Raw genomic sequence first — 19609 nt, 5'->3', positions numbered from 1 at the left:
CTCGCGGCTCGCGCGCTCGCGGCTCGCGCGCTCGCGGCTCGCGCGCTCGCGGCTCGCGCGCTCGCTCAAAGGAGGAACACGCCGGTAGCGGCGCGCTTTGACCGGCGTGTTCCTCCTTTGAGCGGGGGGCGGCGGCGGGAGCCGGTGCCGTGTCCACGGGGTGTGCGCTGGGGGGAGGAACACGCCGGGGGCCGGGCGTGCCTACCGGCGTGTTCCTCCCTTCAGCGCGCGGGGGGGGGGGGGGGCGGGACGCGGCGGGGCGGGACGCGGCGGGGCGGACGCCTACTGGGCGAGGACGACGCGGCCGACGTGGTCGCGGGCCGCGGCGAGCAGCTGCTCGTCGGCGTGGGGGCTCGTGACGAGCACGTCGATCGCGTCGAGCTCGCCGTAGCGCCAGACGCTGGCCTGTCCGAGCTTCGTGCGGTCGGCGAGGAGCACGGTCGTCTCACCGACGCGCAGCGTCTCGCGCTTGAACTCGGCCTCGGACTGGTCGGGGGTGGTGAGGCCGTGCGCCACCGAGAAGCCGTTCGTGCCGAGGAACGCCACGTCGACGTGGATGTCGCGCAGGCTGCGGATCGCGAAGCTGTCGACCTCGCCGAGCGTGACGGCCCGCACCCGCCCGCCGAGCGTGATGACGGTGAGGTCGGTGCGCGGGGCGAGCAGCAGCGCGATCGGCAGCGAGTTCGTGAACACCGTCAGGTCGCGCGAGGGGGGGATGCGCTCGGCGAGGAAGGTCGCGGTCGTTCCCGACTCGAGGAAGACCGACCCGGTGACCGGCAGCAGCGGCAGAGCCGCCTCGGCGATGCTCTCCTTCTCGGCGGAGAACTCGCGTCGTTCCGAGATCCGCGCCTCGTAGAGCGAGCGCTCGACCGGCACCGCCCCGCCGTGCATGCGCTTGAGCAGGCCTGATCGCTGCAGCGCGTTGAGATCCTGCCGCACCGTCTCGGGGGTGACGCCGAAGCGCTCGGCCAGCCGCGCGACCTCCACCCGCCCGGCCTCGCGGACGAGCCGCACGATCAGATGCCGGCGCTCCTCCGCGTACAGCTTGTCCTCGACGTCCATGCGCATCCCTTGCTCCGTGCCGACTCTCCACGATAGGGCACCGCGCAGCCCAACGAAGGTGTTGACAGTCTTTGTTTGCTTGTGCTTTGCTTTGTTCTACTTCAATTCGGAAGGAACTACAGGTGAACAAAGACGTCATCGTGATCGGGCTCGGTGCCGCGGGCTCGGCCGCGCTGCGGGCCGCCGCGCGACGCGGCGTCGACTGTCTCGGCATCGAGCAGTTCGACATCGCGCACGACCGCGGCTCCTCGCACGGCCGCTCCCGCCTGTTCCGCAGCGGAACGTCGGAGGGCGCCGAATACGTCGACCTCGCCGCCCGCTCCCGCGAGCTCTGGAGCGAGCTCGAGCAGCAGACCGACGAAGAGATCGTCACCGTCGTCGGCGGGCTCAGCATCGCGGCCGCAGATTCCCCGCTCCTCACCGACGTCCGCCGGGCGATGGACGCCCGCGCCCTGCCCTACGAGGTGCTCGACGCCGCGGCTCTGCGTCGGCGCTTCCCGCAGCACCGCATCGGCGACGGCGACGTCGGCGTCTTCGACCCGGGCACCGGCGTGGTGCGGCCCGAACTCGCCATCCGGCTGAGCGTGGACGCCGCTCGGGCCGACGGCGCGGAGGTCCGCGCCGGCGTGAGCGCGACCCGCATCGTCGAGCGCGCCGGCGGGGTCGACGTGCAGCTGAGCGACGGATCCACCGTGTCCGCCGCACAGGTCGTCGTCGCGGCCGGCGCCTGGACCGCGCAGCTGCTGCCCGGCTACCCGATCCCGCTGACCGTCCGTCGCGCCGTGCTCAGCTGGTTCCGCCCGCGTCCGGGCACCGCCGACCGTTTCACCCCCGAGGCCTTCCCCGTCTTCACCCGCGAGAGCGGCGACGTCACCGGCTGGGGTGCGCCGATCATCGACGAGTACGGGGTGAAGATCGGGCTGCACGACCAGGCCGGGTACGAGATCGACGACCCGGCGGCGAACGATCCCCGCGTCGCGCCGTGGGAGCTCGAGCGGGTCGAGGCCTTCTGCGCCGCGCAGTTCGCCGACCTCGAGCCCGTCGCGCAGCATCCGCGCGGCTGCATGATCACCCTCACGCCCGACGAGCGCTTCGCCATCGGGCGTCTCGACGACGCATCCCGGGTCGTCACCCTGGCCGCCTGCTCGGGTCACGGCTTCAAGCACTCCGCCGCCGTCGGCGAGCTGGGCGTCCAGATCGCCCTCGACGAGCAGCCGCTCATCGACCCCGCGCCCTTCGATCCCACCCGTTACACCCACCAGAGAGAGGCAGTTCAATGAGAGGTAAGAAGCTGTTCAGCACGATGGCCGTGCTGTTCACCGTGTCGCTCGTCGCCGGCTGCGCCGGCCAGAGCTCCGCGAGCCCCGAGGGCGGCGGCACCGAGACCGATGCGGCATCCGCCGAGTACGAGACCGTGCGGCCGGGCGTCATCCAGCTGCTCGTCAACAGCGATGCGGCTCCGTTCGCCTCGGTCGGCGACGACGACGAGTTCGAAGGATTCGACGTCGCGCTGCTCACCGAGGTCGCCGACCGCATCGGCGTCGACCTCGAGATCCGCACGCAGGAGTTCGACACGATCCTCCCGACGGTCGCGATCGGACAGGCGGATGCCGCGGCATCGTCCATCGCCGACACCGAGGAGCGTCGCCAGACGGTGACCTTCTCGCTGCCGACCTACACGGGAGTCATGTCGATCACGGTTCCGGGCGACTCCGACATCGAGGAGGCCGACGACCTCGCCGGCATGAAGATCGGCGTGAAGTCGGCGAGCCGCAACGCCGAGTACGCCGAGCAGTACTTCACCGAGTCGGAGCTCATCTACTTCCCGGCCGAGGCGCCCATGTTCAACGCGCTGCAGGCGGGCAGCATCGACGCCGCCTTCTTCGACGGTCAGGCGGCCGACAAGTACGTGAACCAGTACGACGTGAAGATCGCCTTCTCGGCGGTCAACGACGACAACATCGGCGCGGCGATCGTGCTGCGCCAGGAGGCCGACGAACTGCGCGCGGCCATCAACGGCGCGCTGCGGGAGATCCTCGACGACGGGACGTACGAGGAGATCTTCACCACCTGGGTGACCACCGAGCCCGTCGAGCGCCAGCTCGACTTCCTCACCGGCTACTACGCCGAGCATCCCGAAGACACCTATCCGAACTGAGTCCTCGAGGGAGGGGACGCGCCGGTGCGCGTACCCTCCCTCGCCGAGACGGGATGAATCATGACCGATTTCTTCACCATGTTCTTCAACCTCGAGTACATGCTCGCGGTGCTGCCCGACCTCATCGGGGTCGGTCTCCTCAACACCCTGATCCTCGCGCTCGCCGCCACCGCGATCTCCCTGGTGATCGGGATGCTGGTCGCGATGGCGCTCATCTCCCGGCATCGGTGGCTGCGGTGGCCGGCGCAGGCGTACATCGACCTGCTGCGCGGGCTGCCGACGATCCTCACGATCTTCCTCATCGGCCAGGGGCTGCCGTACATGGGGTTCACATTCCTCGGCACCAGCGCCTACCCGTACGGGATCGCGGCGCTGGGACTCATCGCCTCGGCGTACATGGCCGAGATCTTCCGCTCCGGCATCCAGAGCATCCATCACGGCCAGCTCGAGGCGGCCCGCGCGATGGGCATGCCCTACGGCCTCGCCATGCGCATGATCGTCGTGCCCCAGGGCGTGCGCAACGTGTTCCCCGCGCTGACGAACCAGTTCATCAGCATCATCAAGGACACCAGCCTCGTCTACGTGCTCGGACTCGCGCTCGGCGAGCGCGAGCTCTACCGCATCGGGCAGGACATGTCCCAGCGGGTCGGCAACCTCTCGCCCCTGGTGGCCGCCGGCATCGTCTACCTCATCATCACCATCCCGCTCACGCACTACGTCAACTGGCTGGATCGCCGACTCCGCACGGGTAAGATCCCGGTGGTCGCCGAGGAGCCCGCAGTGCCCGGAGACGTCCCCACGAAGGCGGTCACCGCATGAACCCTCTCGTCCGCATCGACGGCCTGGTCAAGTCGTTCGGCTCGCACACCGTGCTCAAGGGCATCGATCTGACGATCGGCCAGGGCGAGGTCGTCTGCATCATCGGGCCCTCGGGCTCGGGCAAGTCCACGCTCCTGCGCAGCATCAACCTGCTGGAGGTGCCGTCGGAGGGGACGATCACGGTCGGCGACGCGGTGATCACCGACCCGAAGGTCGACATCAACGCCGTGCGGGCGCGCGTGGGCATGGTGTTCCAGAGCTTCAACCTGTTCCCGCACATGACGGTGCTCGAGAACATCACGGTGTCGCTCCGCAAGGTGCGCGGGCTGTCGGCGGCCGAGGCGACCAGGATCGCCGAGGAGAGACTGGCCGACGTGGGGCTGTCGATGAAGGCGAAGAGCCGCCCGATCAGCCTCTCGGGCGGGCAGCAGCAGCGCGTGGCGATCGCCCGTGCTCTCGCGATGGAACCCGAGTTGATGCTCTTCGACGAGGTGACCTCGGCGCTCGACCCCGAGCTGGTCAAGGGCGTGCTGAACATCATGTCGTCGCTGGCCGCCGACGGCATGACGATGGTCGTGGTCACGCACGAGATGGGCTTCGCCCGTCAGGTGGCCGACCGCGTCGTCTTCATGGACGGCGGTGTCGTCGTCGAGGAGAACGCCCCCGACGAGCTCTTCGGCAACCCGCGATCGGAGCGACTGCAGCGCTTCCTCTCCGAGGTGCTGTGATGCCCCGCACCGCTCCGCCGAATCCCGCCTGGTGGCCGGCTCCGTCGCCTCAGCCGCTGATGGTGGTCGGGCCGAATCCGGCGATGGACCGTCTCCAGGTGATCGGCACTCTCGAACCCGGCGGCGTGCACCGGGTGCGCACGGTCGCCGCACGCGCCGGGGGCAAGTCGTTCATCGTCGCGCGCAGCATCCGCGCCCTCGGTCCCGAGGTGGAGATCTTCGGCTTCCTCGGCGGGGCGGCCGGTCAGCTCGCACGCGAGGAGTGCGCGACGCTCGGCATGGGCGACCGCCACACCTCGATCGCGGCCGACACGCGCATCACCCCCGTGATCGTCGAGGCCAAGACCGGTCGCAGCACCGTGTTCAACGAGCCCGGCCCGGCGCTGGCGGCACAGGAGCAGGAGCGGTTCTGGGCCGCGATCGACGACGCCGTCGCTGCCGACCGCATCACGGTCTGCACCGGCAGCCTGCCGCCCGACCTCGGCTCCGACACCTACGCCCGCATCGTCTCGCTCGCCAACGGTCGCGGGGCGTTCTCGGCCGTCGACGCGAGCGGCAAGGTGCTGCGCAGCACCCTGTCGTCGCATCCGTGGCTGGTGAAGTGCAACCGCAGCGAGTTCGAGGGCGTGCTCGACCGCGACGCCACGCCCGACGACTCCCGTTCGGACGACGAGGCGATCCGCGACCGGATGCGGCAGCTCGTCGACGGCGGCACGGGCATCGTCATCGTCACGATGGGCGCGCAGAGCTTCTGGGTCGCGACGGCCGACGGCGTATGGAGCGTCTCGGTGCCCGTCGTCCCGACGGTCAACGCGACCGGTTCGGGTGACACGTTCCTCGCCGCCTTCATCGCGCAGGTGAAGCTCGGCGCCTCGTTCGCCGACGCGCTGTGCGCGGCCGCCGCCGCGGGGGCCTTCAACGCCGCGCACCTCGAGCCCGGTCTGGTGCCCGGCGCCGAGCTCGGACCGCTGGCCGCCCAGGTGCGCTTCACGCCGGTCGACCAGCGCGCCCTCTCCGTCGCCGGGGCGCCCGGCGCATGAGCATGCTCCTCGGTCTCGACATCGGCTCGACGCGCACGAAGGCCATCATCCGCGACGCGCGCGACGGCATCGTCGCCCGCGCCTCCGCCCCGACGCCCGTTCTGCGAGGAGAGCCCGACCGGCGCGATCACGACGCCGTGTGGCGCACGCTCTCCGATCTGGTCGCCGAGCTCCCGCCGGCGCTGCGCGCGCAGGTGAGCGGTGTCGCCGTGGCCTCGGTCGGCGAGGAGGTCGTCCTGCTGCGGCCGGACGGCTCGTCGGGCGGCCCGACCCCGTGCTGGTACACCCTCGCTCCCCGTCGAGCCTCCGGCGCTGCGCACACCGCCATCCTGAGCTGGCAGCTGTTCGACGACCTGCGGGCCGACGAGCCCGCGGCGCTCACCTCGGCGGCATCGTTCACCGACCTGGGCAGCTGGGTCACGATGCGCATCGCCGGCCTTCCGGCATCCGACGCCTTCCTCGACCTCTCGCACGCGTCGCGAACCGGGCTGCTCTCGGTGGGCGGCGAGTGGGATGCCGCAGCCGTCGCGGCGTGCGGCGCCGACCTGGTCACAGCGCTCCCGCGCCTGGTCGAATCGGGTGCGCGGATCGGCACCGTCTCGCCCGCCGTCGCCCGCGCCTGGGGCCTGCCCGCCGACGTGCGGGTGCACGCCGGGGGACACGACCACTTCTGCGGCGCGCTCGCCGCCGGCATCGATCGGCCCGGCGACGTGTTCGTCTCGGTCGGGACGTCGGAGTCGGTCGTGCAGCTCATCGACCGCGGCCGGTTGGCCGAGATCCCCGATCCCGGAGAGCACGGCTTCTTCGTGCGCGGCGGCCTGGGCTACCTGCACCGCTCGCAGCCGTCCGGCCGCGACATCGCCGCCCTGCTGCAGGCCCACGGTTCGCCCTCGATCGACGACCTGTACGCCGAGATCGCCGATTCCGACCGTGCGCCGTCTGCCGCGGCCGCGGCCTTCGACGCCGAGCTGCGTCGGCAGGCGCGCGACTCGGCGCAGCTGATCCGCGCGCTGACGTCGACGTCGGGACGGGATGCACGACGCATCGTGATCGGCGGGGTCCCGGCCGACTCGCCGCACTGGCGCGCGGTGCGCGCCGAGGCGCTCGCCGGCCATGCGGAGTTCGTGCGCGAGCCCGAGCTCGCCGGCATGGGCGCCGCCCTGCTCGCCGCCGCACCCGAGGAGGACGCCCGATGACCCTGCAGACCACGCGTGCGATGATCGCCCGGGCGGATGCCGACGATCGGGCCATCGCCGCCTTCAACGTCGTGCAGCTCGAACACGCCCAGGGCATCGTCGAGGGGGCCGAGCGCTCCGGCGCGCCGGTGATCCTGCAGCTCAGCGAGAACACGATCGACTATCACGGCGGCCCGCGGGCGATCGCCGCCGGCATGCGCGCGATCGCCGAGGGAGCCGCCGTTCCGGTCGCCCTGCACCTCGACCACCTCACCCGCGTCGACCTGTGCGCCCGCACGGCCGATCTCGGGTTCTCGTCGTTCATGATCGACGCGGCGGCTCTGCCGTACGAGGAGAACGTCGAGGTGACCGCGCGCACGGTCGCGCGGGCGGCGGTCGACCGGCTCTGGGTCGAGTCGGAGCTGGGCGAGGTGGGCGGCAAGGGCGCTCACCAGACCGGCGCCCGCACCGTGCCGGCCGAGGCGTCGGCGTTCGTCGAGGCCACCGGCATCCACGGACTGGCCATCGCCATCGGCTCGTCGCACGCCATGAGCGAGAAGACGGCGACGCTCGACCTCGATCTGCTCGACGCCATCGCGGCGGCGGTGCAGGTGCCGCTGGTCCTGCACGGCTCGTCGGGCGTGCGCGACGCCGACCTCGCCGCGGCGACGCGGCGCGGCATCCGCAAGGTCAACGTCGGCACCCAGCTGAACGTGGCCTTCACGCGGGCCGTCGCCGACGTGATCCAGGAGCAGCCGCGGGTCGTCGATCCGCGCGTGTACATCGGCGCCGGCCGCGCGGCCGTCGCCCGGCAGGTCGAGCTCGTGCTCGGTCTGCTGACGGCCGGTTCGCCGGCGTGAACGACCTCGAAAGGAAACCCATGACCTCGTCACTTCCCACCGTTCCCCTCGGCACGACCGGAATGGAGATCACCCGCGTCGGCCTCGGCGCGTTCGCCATCGGCGGCCCTGCCTGGTCGTACGGCTGGGGCGCGCAGGACGACGACGACTCGATCCGCACCATCCGCGCCGCGGTGTCGCGCGGCATCAACTGGATCGACACGGCGGCGGTCTACGGACGCGGCCACTCGGAGATCGTCGTCGGCCGCGCGCTGCGCGACATCCCCGAGGCCGAGCGGCCGTGGGTCTTCACCAAGGGCGGTCTGGTCTGGTCCGACGACGACGCCCTCGAGACCGGCGAGCGGAAGGTCGGCGACCCGGCGTCGCTCCGTCGCGAGGTCGAGGACTCGCTGCGCCGTCTCCAGGTGGAGCAGATCGACCTGTACCAGATGCACTGGCCGGCCGAGGACGGCGCCGAGGTCGAGGACTACTGGGGCGCGCTCGTCGACCTGCGCGCCCAGGGGACGCTGCGCGCCATCGGGCTGTCCAACCACTCGGTCGAGCAGCTGGAGCGCGCCGAGGCCATCGGTCACGTCGACACCCTGCAGCCTCCGTTCTCGGCGATCTATCGGGATGCCGCGGCCGACGTGCTGCCCTGGTGCGCCGACCACGGCACCGGCGCGATCATCTACAGCCCCATGCAGTCGGGCCTGCTGACCGGGCGGATCACCGAGGAGCGCGTGCAGCAGCTGCCCGCCGACGACTGGCGCTCGCGTCACCCCGAGTTCTCGGGCGACCGGCTCCGGCGCAACCTGCAGGTGACCGCGGCCCTGGCGCAGGTGGCCGAGCGTCACGGCATCTCGACCGGTGCGGCGGCCATCGCGTGGGCGCTCGGCTTCCGCGGTGTGAGCGGCGCCATCGTCGGAGCGCGCACCCCCGAGCAGATCGAGGGCTGGGTCGGCGCGGGCTCGATCCAGCTGACCTCCGACGACGTCGCGCTGGTCGCTCGGGCCATCGACGAATCGGGCGCGGGCTCGGGGCCGGTCGCGTCGCGCTGACTGCATCCGTTTTGGTTTGCCTTTGGTCTTCTGCATATTGCTTGCTTTAGGCTGAAGGCCTCGAACGAAGGACGAACAGCACATGGAAGAAGTGGCCGTCATCGGCCTGGGCGCGGTCGGCAGCATGGCCCTCTGGCGTCTTGCGTCGCGCGGCGTTCGCGTCGTCGGATTCGAACGGTTCGGAGCCGCTCACAGCCGCGGCTCATCGCATGGCGAGACGCGGATGAACAAGATCATCGGCGACCAGCCGGCGCCGTACAAGCCGCTCGCCCGGCGCGCCGACGAGCTGTGGAAGAGGCTCGAGGAGGAGAGCGGCCGACAGCTCGCCGTCGAGAGCGGCGGCCTGGTCATCGGCCCGAAGGACGGTCCGTACGTCACCCGCGCCCGTCGGCTCGCCGACGCCCAGGAGATGCCCTACGAGGAGATCGACGCCGCCGAGATCCGTCGCCGCTACCCGGTGCATGCGGTCGACGACGGTGATGTCGCGCTCGTCGACCCGCACGCCGGGTACCTGCGGTCGGAAGACGGCATCCGTGCCGCTCTGCTGCGCGCAAAGGCGCTCGGCGCCGAGACGCACTTCGACACGGTCGCAACCCTCGTCCGCGACGAAGGCGACGCGGGGGTCGTCGTCGTTGTCGACGGGCAGGAGCGTCGCTTCCGCCGGGTCGTCCTCAGCGCCGGCGCCTGGATCCCGCAGGAGATGCCGGATGCCGCCCCCGTCGCGCCCGTGCGCATCAACGCCACCTGGTTCTCCCCGAACGACGAGCGCGCGCCGCTCGACGCCGAGCACTTCCCGGTGTTCATGCGCGAGCTCGCCGACGGGCGGATCGGCTGGGGCTTCCCGCAGGTGAGCGAGCGCGGCGTGAAGATCGGTCTGCACGGGCGCTACGGCACCCCGGTGATCGACGCGACGGCCAACGACCGCCCGGTCGCGCCCGACGAGGTCGCCGCGATCGCCGACTTCGTGCGTGCGGGATTCCCCGCCCTCGTCCCCACGCCGTCGACGGCCGTGCCGTGCATGGTCACCTGGGCGCCCGACGAGACCTTCGCGATCGGCTCGCCCGCGGGGTGGGAGAACGTGGTCGTCATGTCGGCGTGCTCGGGCCACGGCTTCAAGTACGCACCGGCATCCGGCGAGCTCGCCGCGCAGCTCGCCCTGGGCGAGGAGCCGTTCGCCGACATCTCGGCGTTCGACCTCACCCGCTTCACCGATGCGGAGCCGGTCGGAACTCCGCGGATCGGATGAGGATGCCGTCGTGAGAACGATCGTCGTCGGTGCGGGCTACGCGGGCCTCGCGGCCGCCACGCGCCTCGCCGCGGCCGGCCGCGCCGTCACGGTGCTCGAAGCACGAGACCGCGTCGGCGGGCGGGCATGGTCGCAGACCCTCGACAACGGGGTCACCGTCGAACGCGGGGCGGAGTACATCTTCCCCGTCGAGCACGCGGTGCGGGCGCTGGCCGCGGAGTACCGCATCCCGATCGTCTCGCACGCGGTGACCTACGAGCGGCGGACGCTCGACGGCCACCGCATCGGCTGGGATGCCCTGCTCGCGGCCGAGGAACGCGTGCACGACGCGGCGCGCACCCTGCTCGCGGCGAATCCCACGGCGTCGGCGCACGACGCGTTCGCGTCGGCCCTCGGCCCCGGGTTCGAGCAGAACCCGTATTTCCGACGCTTCGCGACGTCGGTCGCGGCGAGTCCGGCCGAGGTCGGTGCGCACGCGCTGCTGCACGGCGATCCGCACGACCTCATCGACGACGGCGGGCGCCTGCGCGGCGGCAACCAGTCGCTCGCTCTGGCGATGGCGGCCTCCCTCGGCGAAGCCGTGCGGCTGTCGTCGGCTGTCGTCGGTGTCGACGTGTCGTCGTCGGCGGTGACGGCGATCACGGCGACGGGAGAGCGGTGGGAGGCCGACGAGCTCGTCATCGCGGTGCCGCTGCCGCTCATCGAGAGCCTCGGCCTCGACGTGGCGCTTCCCCCCGCGATCACCGCGGCTCTGGCGGCGCGGGCGACGGGCGATGCGACGAAGTGCTCCGTCGCGCTGACGAGCGACGTCGACGATGTCGCCGTGCAGTCGGGCGAGGAGTTCTCGTGGAGCTGGCAGTCGCAGGACACGTCGGGTGCCGCCCGCGTGCCCGCGCTGACGGGTTTCACCGGCGGCGCGTCGGCGGCGCGCTACGCCGTGCCCGACGGCGGACGCGTGTGGCTCGACGACGTCCGCGCGCTGCGCGGCGGGAGGGTGGATGCCGCGGGCGAGGTCCTGGTCACGCCGTGGCGCGACGACCCGTGGGCGCGCGGCGCCTACAGCCATCCTCTGCCGGGGTGGGACCCGCGCGACGTCGCCGCGTTCGACGAGCTGGTGGGCGGCCGGATCGCCTTCGCCGGGGAGTACATCTCGATGGCCGCGAGCCTCGACGGCGCGGCATCCTCGGGCGTCGCCGCCGCCGACCGGCTGCTGCGCGCGCACGGGGCGGGGGAGCGATCGTAGCGGCGGCAGACCGCGAGGATGACGCCCGCTCGCGGTTTGGTAGCCTACGGAACGTGCCCCGCCAAGCCCCCACCCTCGTGGAGGTCGCTCGTGCAGCGGGCGTCTCGACGGCGACGGCGGCGCGGGCGCTCGGCAACTACGGGCGCGTGAAGGAGTCGACGCGCGAGGCGGTCAAGCGCGTCGCCGAAGAGCTGAACTACCGCCCCAACGAGCTCGCTCGCAGCATGATCACCGGACGCACGCGGTCGATCGGCGTCATCTGCGGCGACGTGCACATCCCGTTCTTCGCCGGCGTGGTCCGCGGGATCACCGACGTCGCCCGCGGGCGCGGCTACACCGTGCTCATCACCAACAGCGACGAGGACTGGGGGACCGAGGTCGAGTCCCTCGGCATCCTTCAGAGCAGCCGCGTCGACGGGATCATCGTGTCGCCGAGCGACCCGAACCGCGTCGACCATCTGCGCTCGTGGAGCGACGGCGGTCGGCCCCTCGTGCTGGTCGATCGCGCGAGCGCCCGACTGACGACGGATGCTGTGGTCATCGACGGGCCGACGGCGATCGAGGCTGCCGTCACCCGGCTCTTCGACCTCGGCCATGAGCGCATCGCCATCGTGGGCGAGTTCGCACCGCCGGCCGAGGTGGAGCGGTTCTTCGCGACTGTGCGCGACGGCGGCGACGGGGTCGACGCCTTCGACTTCTCGCCGAGCATCACCCGTCTCCACGGCTACGTGCGCGCGCACCGCCGGCGCGGCATCCCGCTGGACGCTTCGCTCATCGTGCGCAGCGGCGCCTACTCGGTCGACGCCGCGCAGGAGGCGACCGCCGCGGTGCTGCGCCAGCCCGTCACCCCGACGGCGATCATCACGACGGACAACTCGATGTCGCTGGGCGCCTTCCGAGCCGTGCGGGCATCGGGACTGCGCGTTCCGCAGGATCTGTCGTTCATCGGCTTCGACAACCAGGAATGGACCGAGTTCGCCGAGCCGGGCATCTCGGTGATCGACCAACCCTCCTACGTGATGGGCCAGGAGGCCGCCCGCATGCTGCTCGAGCGCATCGACGGGATGAGCGATCCGGCGCGCATCATCACCGAGCCCGCCACGTTCATCGAGCGCGGCTCGGTCGGCCCGCGCTCCTGAGCGGGGCGCCCGCACGGCCGCAGGTCGGCGATGGTTATCGAGCCGTGACCTGACTCGTTCTTGACTGCGCTGCGAAGCTCTGTATGCTTTCATGAAAAGTGAGAACGTTATCGCAAAATGCATCACCTGAAAGGCTCGCAATGACCAAGGTCCTCCGCCCGCTCCGCCCGATCGAGTCCGACCTCGTCCCGACGCTCGAAGGCGCGGTCTCCCAGCGCGGGCTGACCCAGCGGATCGCCGCCGACGTGCAGGGTCGCGACATCACCCGCATCCTGTTCGTGGGCATGGGCGGGTCGTGGGCCTCGTCGGTTCCGGTCGCGCTGCAGCTGCAGCTCTCGCGCCTGCCGATCCCGACCTTCAACCTCAACGCTGCCGAGTTCAACGCCCTGCACATCGACGGCGTCGGCCCGAACGACCTCGTCGTCGCCGCGTCGCACTCCGGGGGAACGCCGGAGACCGTGCTCGCCGCCCAGTCGGCGAAGGAGCGCGGCGCACTGGTCGTCTCGCTCGCCATCGGCGCCGACAACGACCTCGCCGCGGCGGCCGATCACTCGCTCACGTACGGCAGCGACCGCAGCATCACGAGCGCGAAGTACGTGCTCCTGACCGAGCTCGCCTACTCGCTCCTCGACGCCGCCGGCGTCTCGGACGACGTCGAAGCCGGGCGCGCCGCCCTCGATGCGGTCCCTGCCGCGACCCTCACGGCCACCGAGGCCTACGAGGAGCACCTCGCCGAGATCGCGTCGGCCTACGGCTTCGCCGACAACGTGTTCGTCCTCGCATCGGGCAACCTGACCGGCCTCGCGTACCTGCTGTCGGTGTGCTACCTCGTCGAGATGCAGTGGAAGAAGTCGACCCACTTCACCACCGGCGACTTCTTCCACGGTCCGTTCGAGCTGGCCCAGAACAGCCAGCCGTACATCCTCTTCTCGGGGCAGGACGCGACGCGATCTCACGCCGACCGCGCGATCGCGTTCCTCGACACGTACGACGCGAACTACCGCGTGCTCGACGTCGCCGACTTCGAGCTGCCCGGCATCGCCGACACGAGCCGTGCGCTCATCCAGCACATTCCGATGGCGTCGATCACGATGCGCCTCGCCGACCACTTCGAACAGGTCACCGGCCACGACCTCGACGAGCGCCGCTACATGCACCGGGTCGCGTACTGACCGATGACGCTCTCGATGTGCGCGATCGGCGACAACGTCCTCGATCGCTATCCCCAGGAAGGGCTCGCGTTCCCCGGCGGCAGCGCGACGAATGCGGCCGTGTTCGCGAGTCGCCTGGGGGTGTCGGCCGCCTACATCGGCATCGTCGGCTCCGACGCGAGCGCGGCCTTCATCGAGGAGTGCCTCGCGTCGGAGGGGGTGGACGCCGGCCGCGTGAAGAGGCAGGACGCACCCAATCCGAGCACGGACGTGGTGGTCGATCCCGACGGCAATCGTCGATTCACCGCCCACACGCCGCCCGAGATGACGCTGCGGCTGAGCGACGACGACCTCGCGTTCCTCGACGGCGTCGACTGGATACACACCGGGCACAGCAGCTACGTCGAGCACGAGCTCGACCGGATGGCGCGCGCGGCGCCGATCTCCTTCGACTTCTCGAAGCGCGATCTCGATTACGCGGCGCCGCTGCTGCCCTCGGTCGCGGTCGCCACCTTCTCGCGGGACGAGCTGACGATCGATGAGAGCGTGGAGCTGCTGCACGCGGCCGTCGCCCTCGGCGCCCGACAGGCTCTGGTCACGCGCGGGGCGGCGGGCGCCGTCGCGCTGTCGGACGGCCGAGTCCTCGAGCAGCCGGCGCAGGCCGCGACCGTGATCGACACGATCGGGGCCGGCGATGCGTTCCAGACCTGCCTGATGACCGAGCTCGCACGAGGGCGGAGCCTCGAGGACGCCCTCGCAGCGGCGAGCGCGTTCGCGGCCGCGACCTGCGGATATCGCGGCTCCTTCGGTCATCAGCGCTCCCTCGCCGACTTCGAGACGACCATGGAGGAGGCGGTGGTTGACATGCAGTGAGAACGCATGTTTACCTGTGCATAGCTTTGTTTAGCTTTGTTTGACTGGCGCAGAGAGGCGCCGACCATGAACCCGCGAAGCCGGAACCCGCCGGCCGCGCGACGAGCAGTGAGGAAAGACGATGAGATCACGAATGAACAAGGCACTCGCGGCCACCGCCCTGACGCTGGTCACCGCCGTGGCCGTCGCCGGATGCTCGGCGGGCGGCGACGCCGCGGGGGACCAGGAGCTCGACCTCGCTCCGGCGGTCGCCGGAGAGATCGAGGCGGGGGCGCTCGACGGCATCACGCTCGTCTACGCCGGCAACGGCGGCATCACGCAAGAGGGTCAGGACGAGGCCATCTGGCAGCCGTTCTCCGAGGAGTCGGGCGCCATCGTCGAACAGGACGCGTTCGAGCTGACCAAGCTGCGCGCCATGGTCGACTCGGGCAACGTCGACTGGAACATGGTCGTCTCCTCCTCGATCGAGGTCGAGCGCTACTGCGGCGAGCTCTACGAGGAGATCGACACCGAGAAGGTCGACCTGTCGAAGGTGCCGGACGGCACCCTCGCCGGCGACTGCATGGTGCCGAACATCTTCTACGGCTACGTCGTCGCCTACAACGCCGACGTCTACGGCGACAACGCCCCGCAGACCGCTGCCGACTTCTTCGACACCGAGAAGTTCCCCGGCAAGCGCGGCGTTCCCGTGACGCCGTGGATGGAGTCGCCCGCGGTCGAATTCGCGATGGTCGCGAACGGCGCCGACTTCGACGCCCTCACCCCGGAGGACTTCACCGCCGGGCTCGAGGCGTACAGTTCGCTCGGCTCCGACCTGGTGCCGTGGACCACGGGGGCGCAGTCGCAGCAGCAGCTCGAGAGCGGCGAGGTCGACATGGCCCTCGTCTGGAGCGGCCGGGGCTACGGCGCCGCCAACGCCGGCGCGCCGATCGTGCCGATGTGGGGCGACTGGGTCGTCGCGGTCGACGGCATCGCCATCCCGAAGGGCTCGGCGAACCTCGACGCGTCGTTCGCCGCCATCAACTACATGCTCGGCGCCGACCAGCAGGCGGCCTCCAGCGAGCTGACGTCGTACGCTCCCGTGAACGTCGACGCGAAGCCCGCCGTCTCCGAGCCGCTGACGGACTGGCTGGTCTCCGACCACCTCGACACGGGACACACCGTCTCGATCGACTACTGGGTCGAGAACTGGGACGAGTTCTCCGCCGAGTGGACCGACTGGGTCGCCGGGAGCTGACACACGTGAACGTCACGGCGAGCCAGACCGAGACCGAGCGCATCCAGCTCGGATCTCACGCGGGTTCCAGCGCGCCGCGGGCGCGGGAGGGGTGGCGCGATGGGGCGCGCCACCTCCTCCTGACCGCGCCGGCGTTCCTGCTGATCACGCTGTTCTTCATCTTCCCGATCATCGTGGTGATGGTCGTGAGCGTGACCGACCCCGAGGTCGGGTTCCAGAACTACGCCTGGGTGTTCACCTCGCCCCTCGCTCTGAGCTCGGCCGTGACGACGCTCGTCATCTCCCTGAGCGTCACGCTCATCTGCCTGCTGCTGGCCTACCCCTACGCCTATCTGATGACGATCGTCTCCGACCGCACGCGCGGCGTGATGACGATGCTGGTGATGGTGCCGCTGTGGACCAGCATCCTCGTCCGCACCCTCGCGTGGGTGGTGCTCCTGCAGGACTCCGGCCCGATCAACGCGTTCTTCGAGTCGGTCGGGATCGGGCACGTGCAGCTGATCCGCACCCCGCTCGGCGTCGCCATCGGCATGGCCCAGGTGCTCATGCCCTTCATGGTGATGCCCCTGTACTCCTCGCTCTCGCGGATCGAGCCCCGGCTGGTCCCGGCAGCGCAGAGCCTCGGTGCGAAGCCGGTCGTCGCCTTCTTCAAGGTGTTCCTGCCGCTGTCGAAGCCCGGAATCTTCTCGGGCTCGATCACCGTCTTCATCCTGGCGCTCGGGTTCTACATCATCCCGTCGCTGCTCGGATCGCCGAAGGACCCGATGTTCCCCTCGCTCATCCAGCTGCAGGTCAGTGGATTCCTGCAGTGGGGCCGCGGCACCGCCCTCGGCGTGTGCCTGCTGGCGGCAGCGCTGCTCGCGCTGTTCCTCGTGACGAAGCTGACCAAGAGCGGCTTCACGATCCCGGGAGCGCAGAACCGATGAAGCTCAAGATCGTCCTCTCCGTCTTCGCCGTCATCCTGGTGGCCTGGCTGATCCTGCCGACCCTGGTGCTCGTGCCGATCTCGTTCAGCGAGAAGGCGTCGTTCAACTTCCCCTCGCAGGGCTTCTCGCTGCAGTGGTACGAGAACTTCTTCGCCGACCGCTCCTGGGTGCGCTCGACGGTGCTCTCGCTGCAGATCGGCCTCACCGTCACCGCCATCTCGGTCGTGGCGGGCACGCTCGCGGCGTTCGGTCTGTCGAAGCTGCGGTTCCGCGGCCGCTCACTCGTCGAGAACTACCTGCTGACGCCGATGATGGTGCCGGGCGTCGTGCTCGCGATCGGCCTCTACTCGGTGTTCCTCCAGTACGGACTCCTGGGCACCTTCGCCGGCTTCGTCTTCGCGCACACCGCCCTGGCGCTCCCGCTCGTGATCCTCAACGTGGGCACCAGCATCCAGGGTCTCGACTCGCGACTCGAGCTCGCCGCCGCCAGCCTGGGGGCGAACCGGGTCACCACCTTCTTCCGCGTGACCCTCCCGCTCATCGCCCCCGGCGTCGTCGCCGGTGCGATCTTCGCGTTCGTGACCTCGTTCGACGAGGTCATCGTCTCCCTGTTCATCCAGTCTCCGGGCCTGCAGACGCTCCCCGTGAAGATCTACCGCAGCGTCACGCAGGACACCGATCCGACCGTGGCGGCGGTCGCCGTGCTCGTCACGGTGCTCTCCGTCGTCATCATCGGCGTCGCGCAGTCTCTGACCGCACGCAAGAGAAAGGCTCGCTCATGAGCAACACCTCGGTCACCGCATCCGCTGCCGACGGCGGCGACGGCGCCGCTCCCGTCTCGGGCGCCGCTCCTGTCTCGGGCGTCACGGGCGTCACCGGCGTCTCCGGCGTCAGCAAGGGCATCACGCTGCTCGGGCTGGAGAAGAAGTACGGCTCGACGGCGGTCGTCAAGGCGATCGACCTCGACATCCGCCCCGGCGAGTTCATGACCTTCCTCGGTCCGAGCGGCTCGGGCAAGACGACCACGCTCAACATGATCGCGGGCTTCACGTCGTCGACGAGCGGCCGGCTCGAGATCGACGGACGGTCGGTGGCGAACGTGCCGCCGCACAAGCGCGACATCGGCATGGTGTTCCAGAGCTACGCGCTCTTCCCGCACATGAGCGTGTCGGCGAACATCGAGTTCCCGCTGCGTCGTCGGCGCATCGCCAAGGCGAAGAGGGCGTCGATGGTGCACGACGCCCTCGAGATGGTGCGGATGACGGAGTACGCCGATCGGCTCCCGTCGGAGCTGTCGGGCGGTCAGCAGCAGCGCATCGCCCTCGCCCGCGCGCTCGTGTACCAGCCGCAGGTGCTGCTGATGGACGAGCCGCTCGGCGCGCTCGACAAGAAGCTGCGCGACTGGCTGCAGTCCGAGATCAAGCGCATCCACCAGGAGGTGGGCTCGACCTTCGTGTACGTCACCCATGATCAGGAGGAGGCGCTGTCGCTGTCCGACCGCATCGCGGTGTTCAACAACGGCATGATCGAGCAGGTCGGCACCGGCGAGGAGCTGTACGAGCGCCCGCAGACCCTGTTCGTGGGCACCTTCCTGGGCGAGTCGACGGTGTTCCGCGGCACGGTCGTCTCCCGCGAGGGCGACCGGGTCGACATCGAGTCGGGCGGAGCGCGCCTTCGCGCCCACGGAGCGGTCGCCGGAGACGAGGCGGCGATCCTCGTCCGGCCCGAGAATCTGCGGCTGCTCCCGGCTGCACCCGACCGTGCCGCCGCTGCGACCGGAGACGCCGCGGCGACCGGAGACGGCGTCGCCGTCACCGTGCTGTCGGCGACGTACCTGGGGTCGGCGTGGCGGCACACGGTGCGCCTGCCCGACGGCACCACGGGTCTCGTGCGCGGCCCGCGCGCGAGCGAGGCGCTCGAGGTCGGCGACGCCGCCTGGCTCGAATGGGACACGGCGAACGCCGTGCTGCTGCCCGTCGACTGACATCCGATCGATCAGAAGGAGACCACGCCATGGGCCTCGAGGCCAGCCAGATCACCGGCACCAACTTCGTCTACCAGAACTTCTCTTTCGAGCGGTTCCTCGACGACATGGTCGAGCTCGGCCGGCAGCGGATCGAGCTGTGGGGCATCGCGCAGCACTTCCACGTGCCGATCGCGACCGACGACGACGTGCGCCGCCTCGGGGCGCAGCTCGCCGCGCGCGGGCAGAGCCTCTACTGCCTCACGCCCGAGCAGGTGATGTACCCGGTGAACCTGGGTTCCGACATCGAGTGGCTGCGCGAGTCGAGCCTGGCGATGTTCCGTCGCGCGGCCGACGTCACCGCAGAGCTCGGGGGAGAGGTGCTCTTCCTCACCCCGGGCCGCGGACGTGAGGACGAAGACACGAGCGAGGCGTGGAAGCGGGCGGTCGATGGCCTCCAGCAGGTCGCCGAGTACGCGTCGACGCAGGGGGTGCGGTGCGTGGTCGAGGCGCTGCAGCGCAGCGAGTCCAACCTCGTGTTCGATCTCGACTCGCTCGCGCGCCTCGACCGCGACGTCGCCCACCCGAATCTGACGATCGCGCTCGACACCGTGGCGATGGCCACCGCGGGCGACACGGTCGACGACTACTACGAGGCGTTCGGCGACCGCATCACGCACGTGCACCTGGTCGACGGGGCGCCCTCGGGGCATCGCGCATGGGGCGACGGTGAACTGCCGCTGGCCGACTACCTGCGGGTTCTCGACGAGCACGCGTTCTCCGGCATGATGACGTTCGAGATCTTCGGCGCCGCCTATGCGCGCGACCCGCTGCGGGCCCATCGCCAGTGCCAGGATGCCGTGATCGACGCGCTCGCCTCCCTCCGCGCCTGACCGGCCCGCGGCGGGGGCGGCGGCCGCCACCGCTCAAGGGAGGAACACGCCGGGCGCGG

The 19609-nt window shown here is 70.6% G+C and carries 19 protein-coding genes; 18 read left to right on the top strand and 1 reads right to left on the bottom strand.

What is annotated here, in order from left to right:
- Positions 1 to 282: 282 nt before the first annotated feature.
- Entirely contained in the window at positions 283 to 1068 is a 786-nt protein-coding gene (locus AB3M90_RS09910) for a DeoR/GlpR family DNA-binding transcription regulator (protein ID WP_412951790.1), read from the bottom strand.
- A 116-nt stretch (positions 1069 to 1184) separates the two neighbouring features.
- Between AB3M90_RS09910 and solA (AB3M90_RS09905) the strand changes: the two genes are divergently transcribed.
- The 18 genes from solA (AB3M90_RS09905) (at position 1185) to AB3M90_RS09820 (ending at position 19550) form a co-directional block, all read left to right on the top strand.
- Positions 1185 to 2342: an N-methyl-L-tryptophan oxidase gene (gene solA / locus AB3M90_RS09905; protein WP_412951789.1), complete on the top strand. Its 1158-nt coding sequence runs from the start codon at positions 1185 to 1187 to the stop codon at positions 2340 to 2342.
- Positions 2339 to 3220 carry a substrate-binding periplasmic protein gene (locus AB3M90_RS09900; RefSeq protein ID WP_412951788.1) on the top strand — a complete coding sequence of 294 codons (882 nt, stop codon included), beginning with the start codon at positions 2339 to 2341 and terminating at the stop codon, positions 3218 to 3220. The genes solA (AB3M90_RS09905) and AB3M90_RS09900 overlap by 4 nt, the downstream gene beginning before the upstream one ends.
- Positions 3221 to 3280: 60 nt before the next feature.
- Complete coding sequence (locus AB3M90_RS09895; RefSeq protein WP_412951787.1) at positions 3281 to 4039, top strand: amino acid ABC transporter permease; 759 nt, start codon at positions 3281 to 3283, stop codon at positions 4037 to 4039.
- Positions 4036 to 4767 carry an amino acid ABC transporter ATP-binding protein gene (locus tag AB3M90_RS09890; RefSeq protein ID WP_412951786.1) on the top strand — a complete coding sequence of 244 codons (732 nt, stop codon included), beginning with the start codon at positions 4036 to 4038 and terminating at the stop codon, positions 4765 to 4767. Before AB3M90_RS09895 ends, AB3M90_RS09890 begins: the two co-directional genes overlap by 4 nt.
- Complete coding sequence (locus AB3M90_RS09885; RefSeq protein ID WP_412951785.1) at positions 4767 to 5807, top strand: 1-phosphofructokinase family hexose kinase; 1041 nt, start codon at positions 4767 to 4769, stop codon at positions 5805 to 5807. The genes AB3M90_RS09890 and AB3M90_RS09885 overlap by 1 nt, the downstream gene beginning before the upstream one ends.
- Positions 5804 to 7003: an FGGY family carbohydrate kinase gene (locus AB3M90_RS09880; RefSeq protein ID WP_412951784.1), complete on the top strand. Its 1200-nt coding sequence runs from the start codon at positions 5804 to 5806 to the stop codon at positions 7001 to 7003. Before AB3M90_RS09885 ends, AB3M90_RS09880 begins: the two co-directional genes overlap by 4 nt.
- Positions 7000 to 7842: a class II fructose-bisphosphate aldolase gene (locus tag AB3M90_RS09875; protein ID WP_412951783.1), complete on the top strand. Its 843-nt coding sequence runs from the start codon at positions 7000 to 7002 to the stop codon at positions 7840 to 7842. Before AB3M90_RS09880 ends, AB3M90_RS09875 begins: the two co-directional genes overlap by 4 nt.
- A gap of 20 nt (positions 7843 to 7862) precedes the next feature.
- Positions 7863 to 8879, top strand: a complete 1017-nt coding sequence (locus tag AB3M90_RS09870) for an aldo/keto reductase (protein ID WP_412951782.1) — start codon at positions 7863 to 7865, stop codon at positions 8877 to 8879.
- 82 nt (positions 8880 to 8961) lie between these two features.
- Positions 8962 to 10125: an N-methyl-L-tryptophan oxidase gene (solA, locus tag AB3M90_RS09865; protein WP_412951781.1), complete on the top strand. Its 1164-nt coding sequence runs from the start codon at positions 8962 to 8964 to the stop codon at positions 10123 to 10125.
- Between the two features lie 10 nt (positions 10126 to 10135).
- Entirely contained in the window at positions 10136 to 11368 is a 1233-nt protein-coding gene (locus AB3M90_RS09860) for a flavin monoamine oxidase family protein (protein ID WP_412951780.1), read from the top strand.
- A 53-nt stretch (positions 11369 to 11421) separates the two neighbouring features.
- Positions 11422 to 12507, top strand: a complete 1086-nt coding sequence (locus AB3M90_RS09855; protein ID WP_412951779.1) for a LacI family DNA-binding transcriptional regulator — start codon at positions 11422 to 11424, stop codon at positions 12505 to 12507.
- A 140-nt stretch (positions 12508 to 12647) separates the two neighbouring features.
- On the top strand, positions 12648 to 13679 hold the full coding sequence (locus AB3M90_RS09850) for an SIS domain-containing protein (RefSeq protein WP_412951778.1): 1032 nt from the start codon (positions 12648 to 12650) through the stop codon (positions 13677 to 13679).
- Positions 13680 to 13682: 3 nt separating this feature from the next.
- On the top strand, positions 13683 to 14531 hold the full coding sequence (locus AB3M90_RS09845; RefSeq protein WP_412951777.1) for a PfkB family carbohydrate kinase: 849 nt from the start codon (positions 13683 to 13685) through the stop codon (positions 14529 to 14531).
- Positions 14532 to 14652: 121 nt separating this feature from the next.
- On the top strand, positions 14653 to 15768 hold the full coding sequence (locus AB3M90_RS09840; RefSeq protein ID WP_412951776.1) for an extracellular solute-binding protein: 1116 nt from the start codon (positions 14653 to 14655) through the stop codon (positions 15766 to 15768).
- Positions 15769 to 15773: 5 nt separating this feature from the next.
- A complete protein-coding gene (locus tag AB3M90_RS09835; protein WP_412951775.1) occupies positions 15774 to 16694 on the top strand; it encodes an ABC transporter permease in 921 nt (306 codons plus the stop codon).
- Positions 16691 to 17476 carry an ABC transporter permease gene (locus tag AB3M90_RS09830; RefSeq protein WP_412951774.1) on the top strand — a complete coding sequence of 262 codons (786 nt, stop codon included), beginning with the start codon at positions 16691 to 16693 and terminating at the stop codon, positions 17474 to 17476. The genes AB3M90_RS09835 and AB3M90_RS09830 overlap by 4 nt, the downstream gene beginning before the upstream one ends.
- Positions 17473 to 18678 (top strand): ABC transporter ATP-binding protein, encoded by a 1206-nt coding sequence (locus AB3M90_RS09825; RefSeq protein WP_412951773.1) that lies wholly within the window; start codon positions 17473 to 17475, stop codon positions 18676 to 18678. Before AB3M90_RS09830 ends, AB3M90_RS09825 begins: the two co-directional genes overlap by 4 nt.
- Positions 18679 to 18707: 29 nt before the next feature.
- Positions 18708 to 19550 (top strand): sugar phosphate isomerase/epimerase family protein, encoded by an 843-nt coding sequence (locus AB3M90_RS09820; RefSeq protein WP_412951772.1) that lies wholly within the window; start codon positions 18708 to 18710, stop codon positions 19548 to 19550.
- Positions 19551 to 19609: the final 59 nt, after the last annotated feature.

This window comes from Microbacterium martis (assembly GCF_047246685.1).
Lineage (GTDB): Bacteria > Actinomycetota > Actinomycetes > Actinomycetales > Microbacteriaceae > Microbacterium.
The sequence above is the reverse complement of the archived record's forward strand: the minus strand, read 5'-3'. Positions and strand labels throughout refer to the sequence as shown.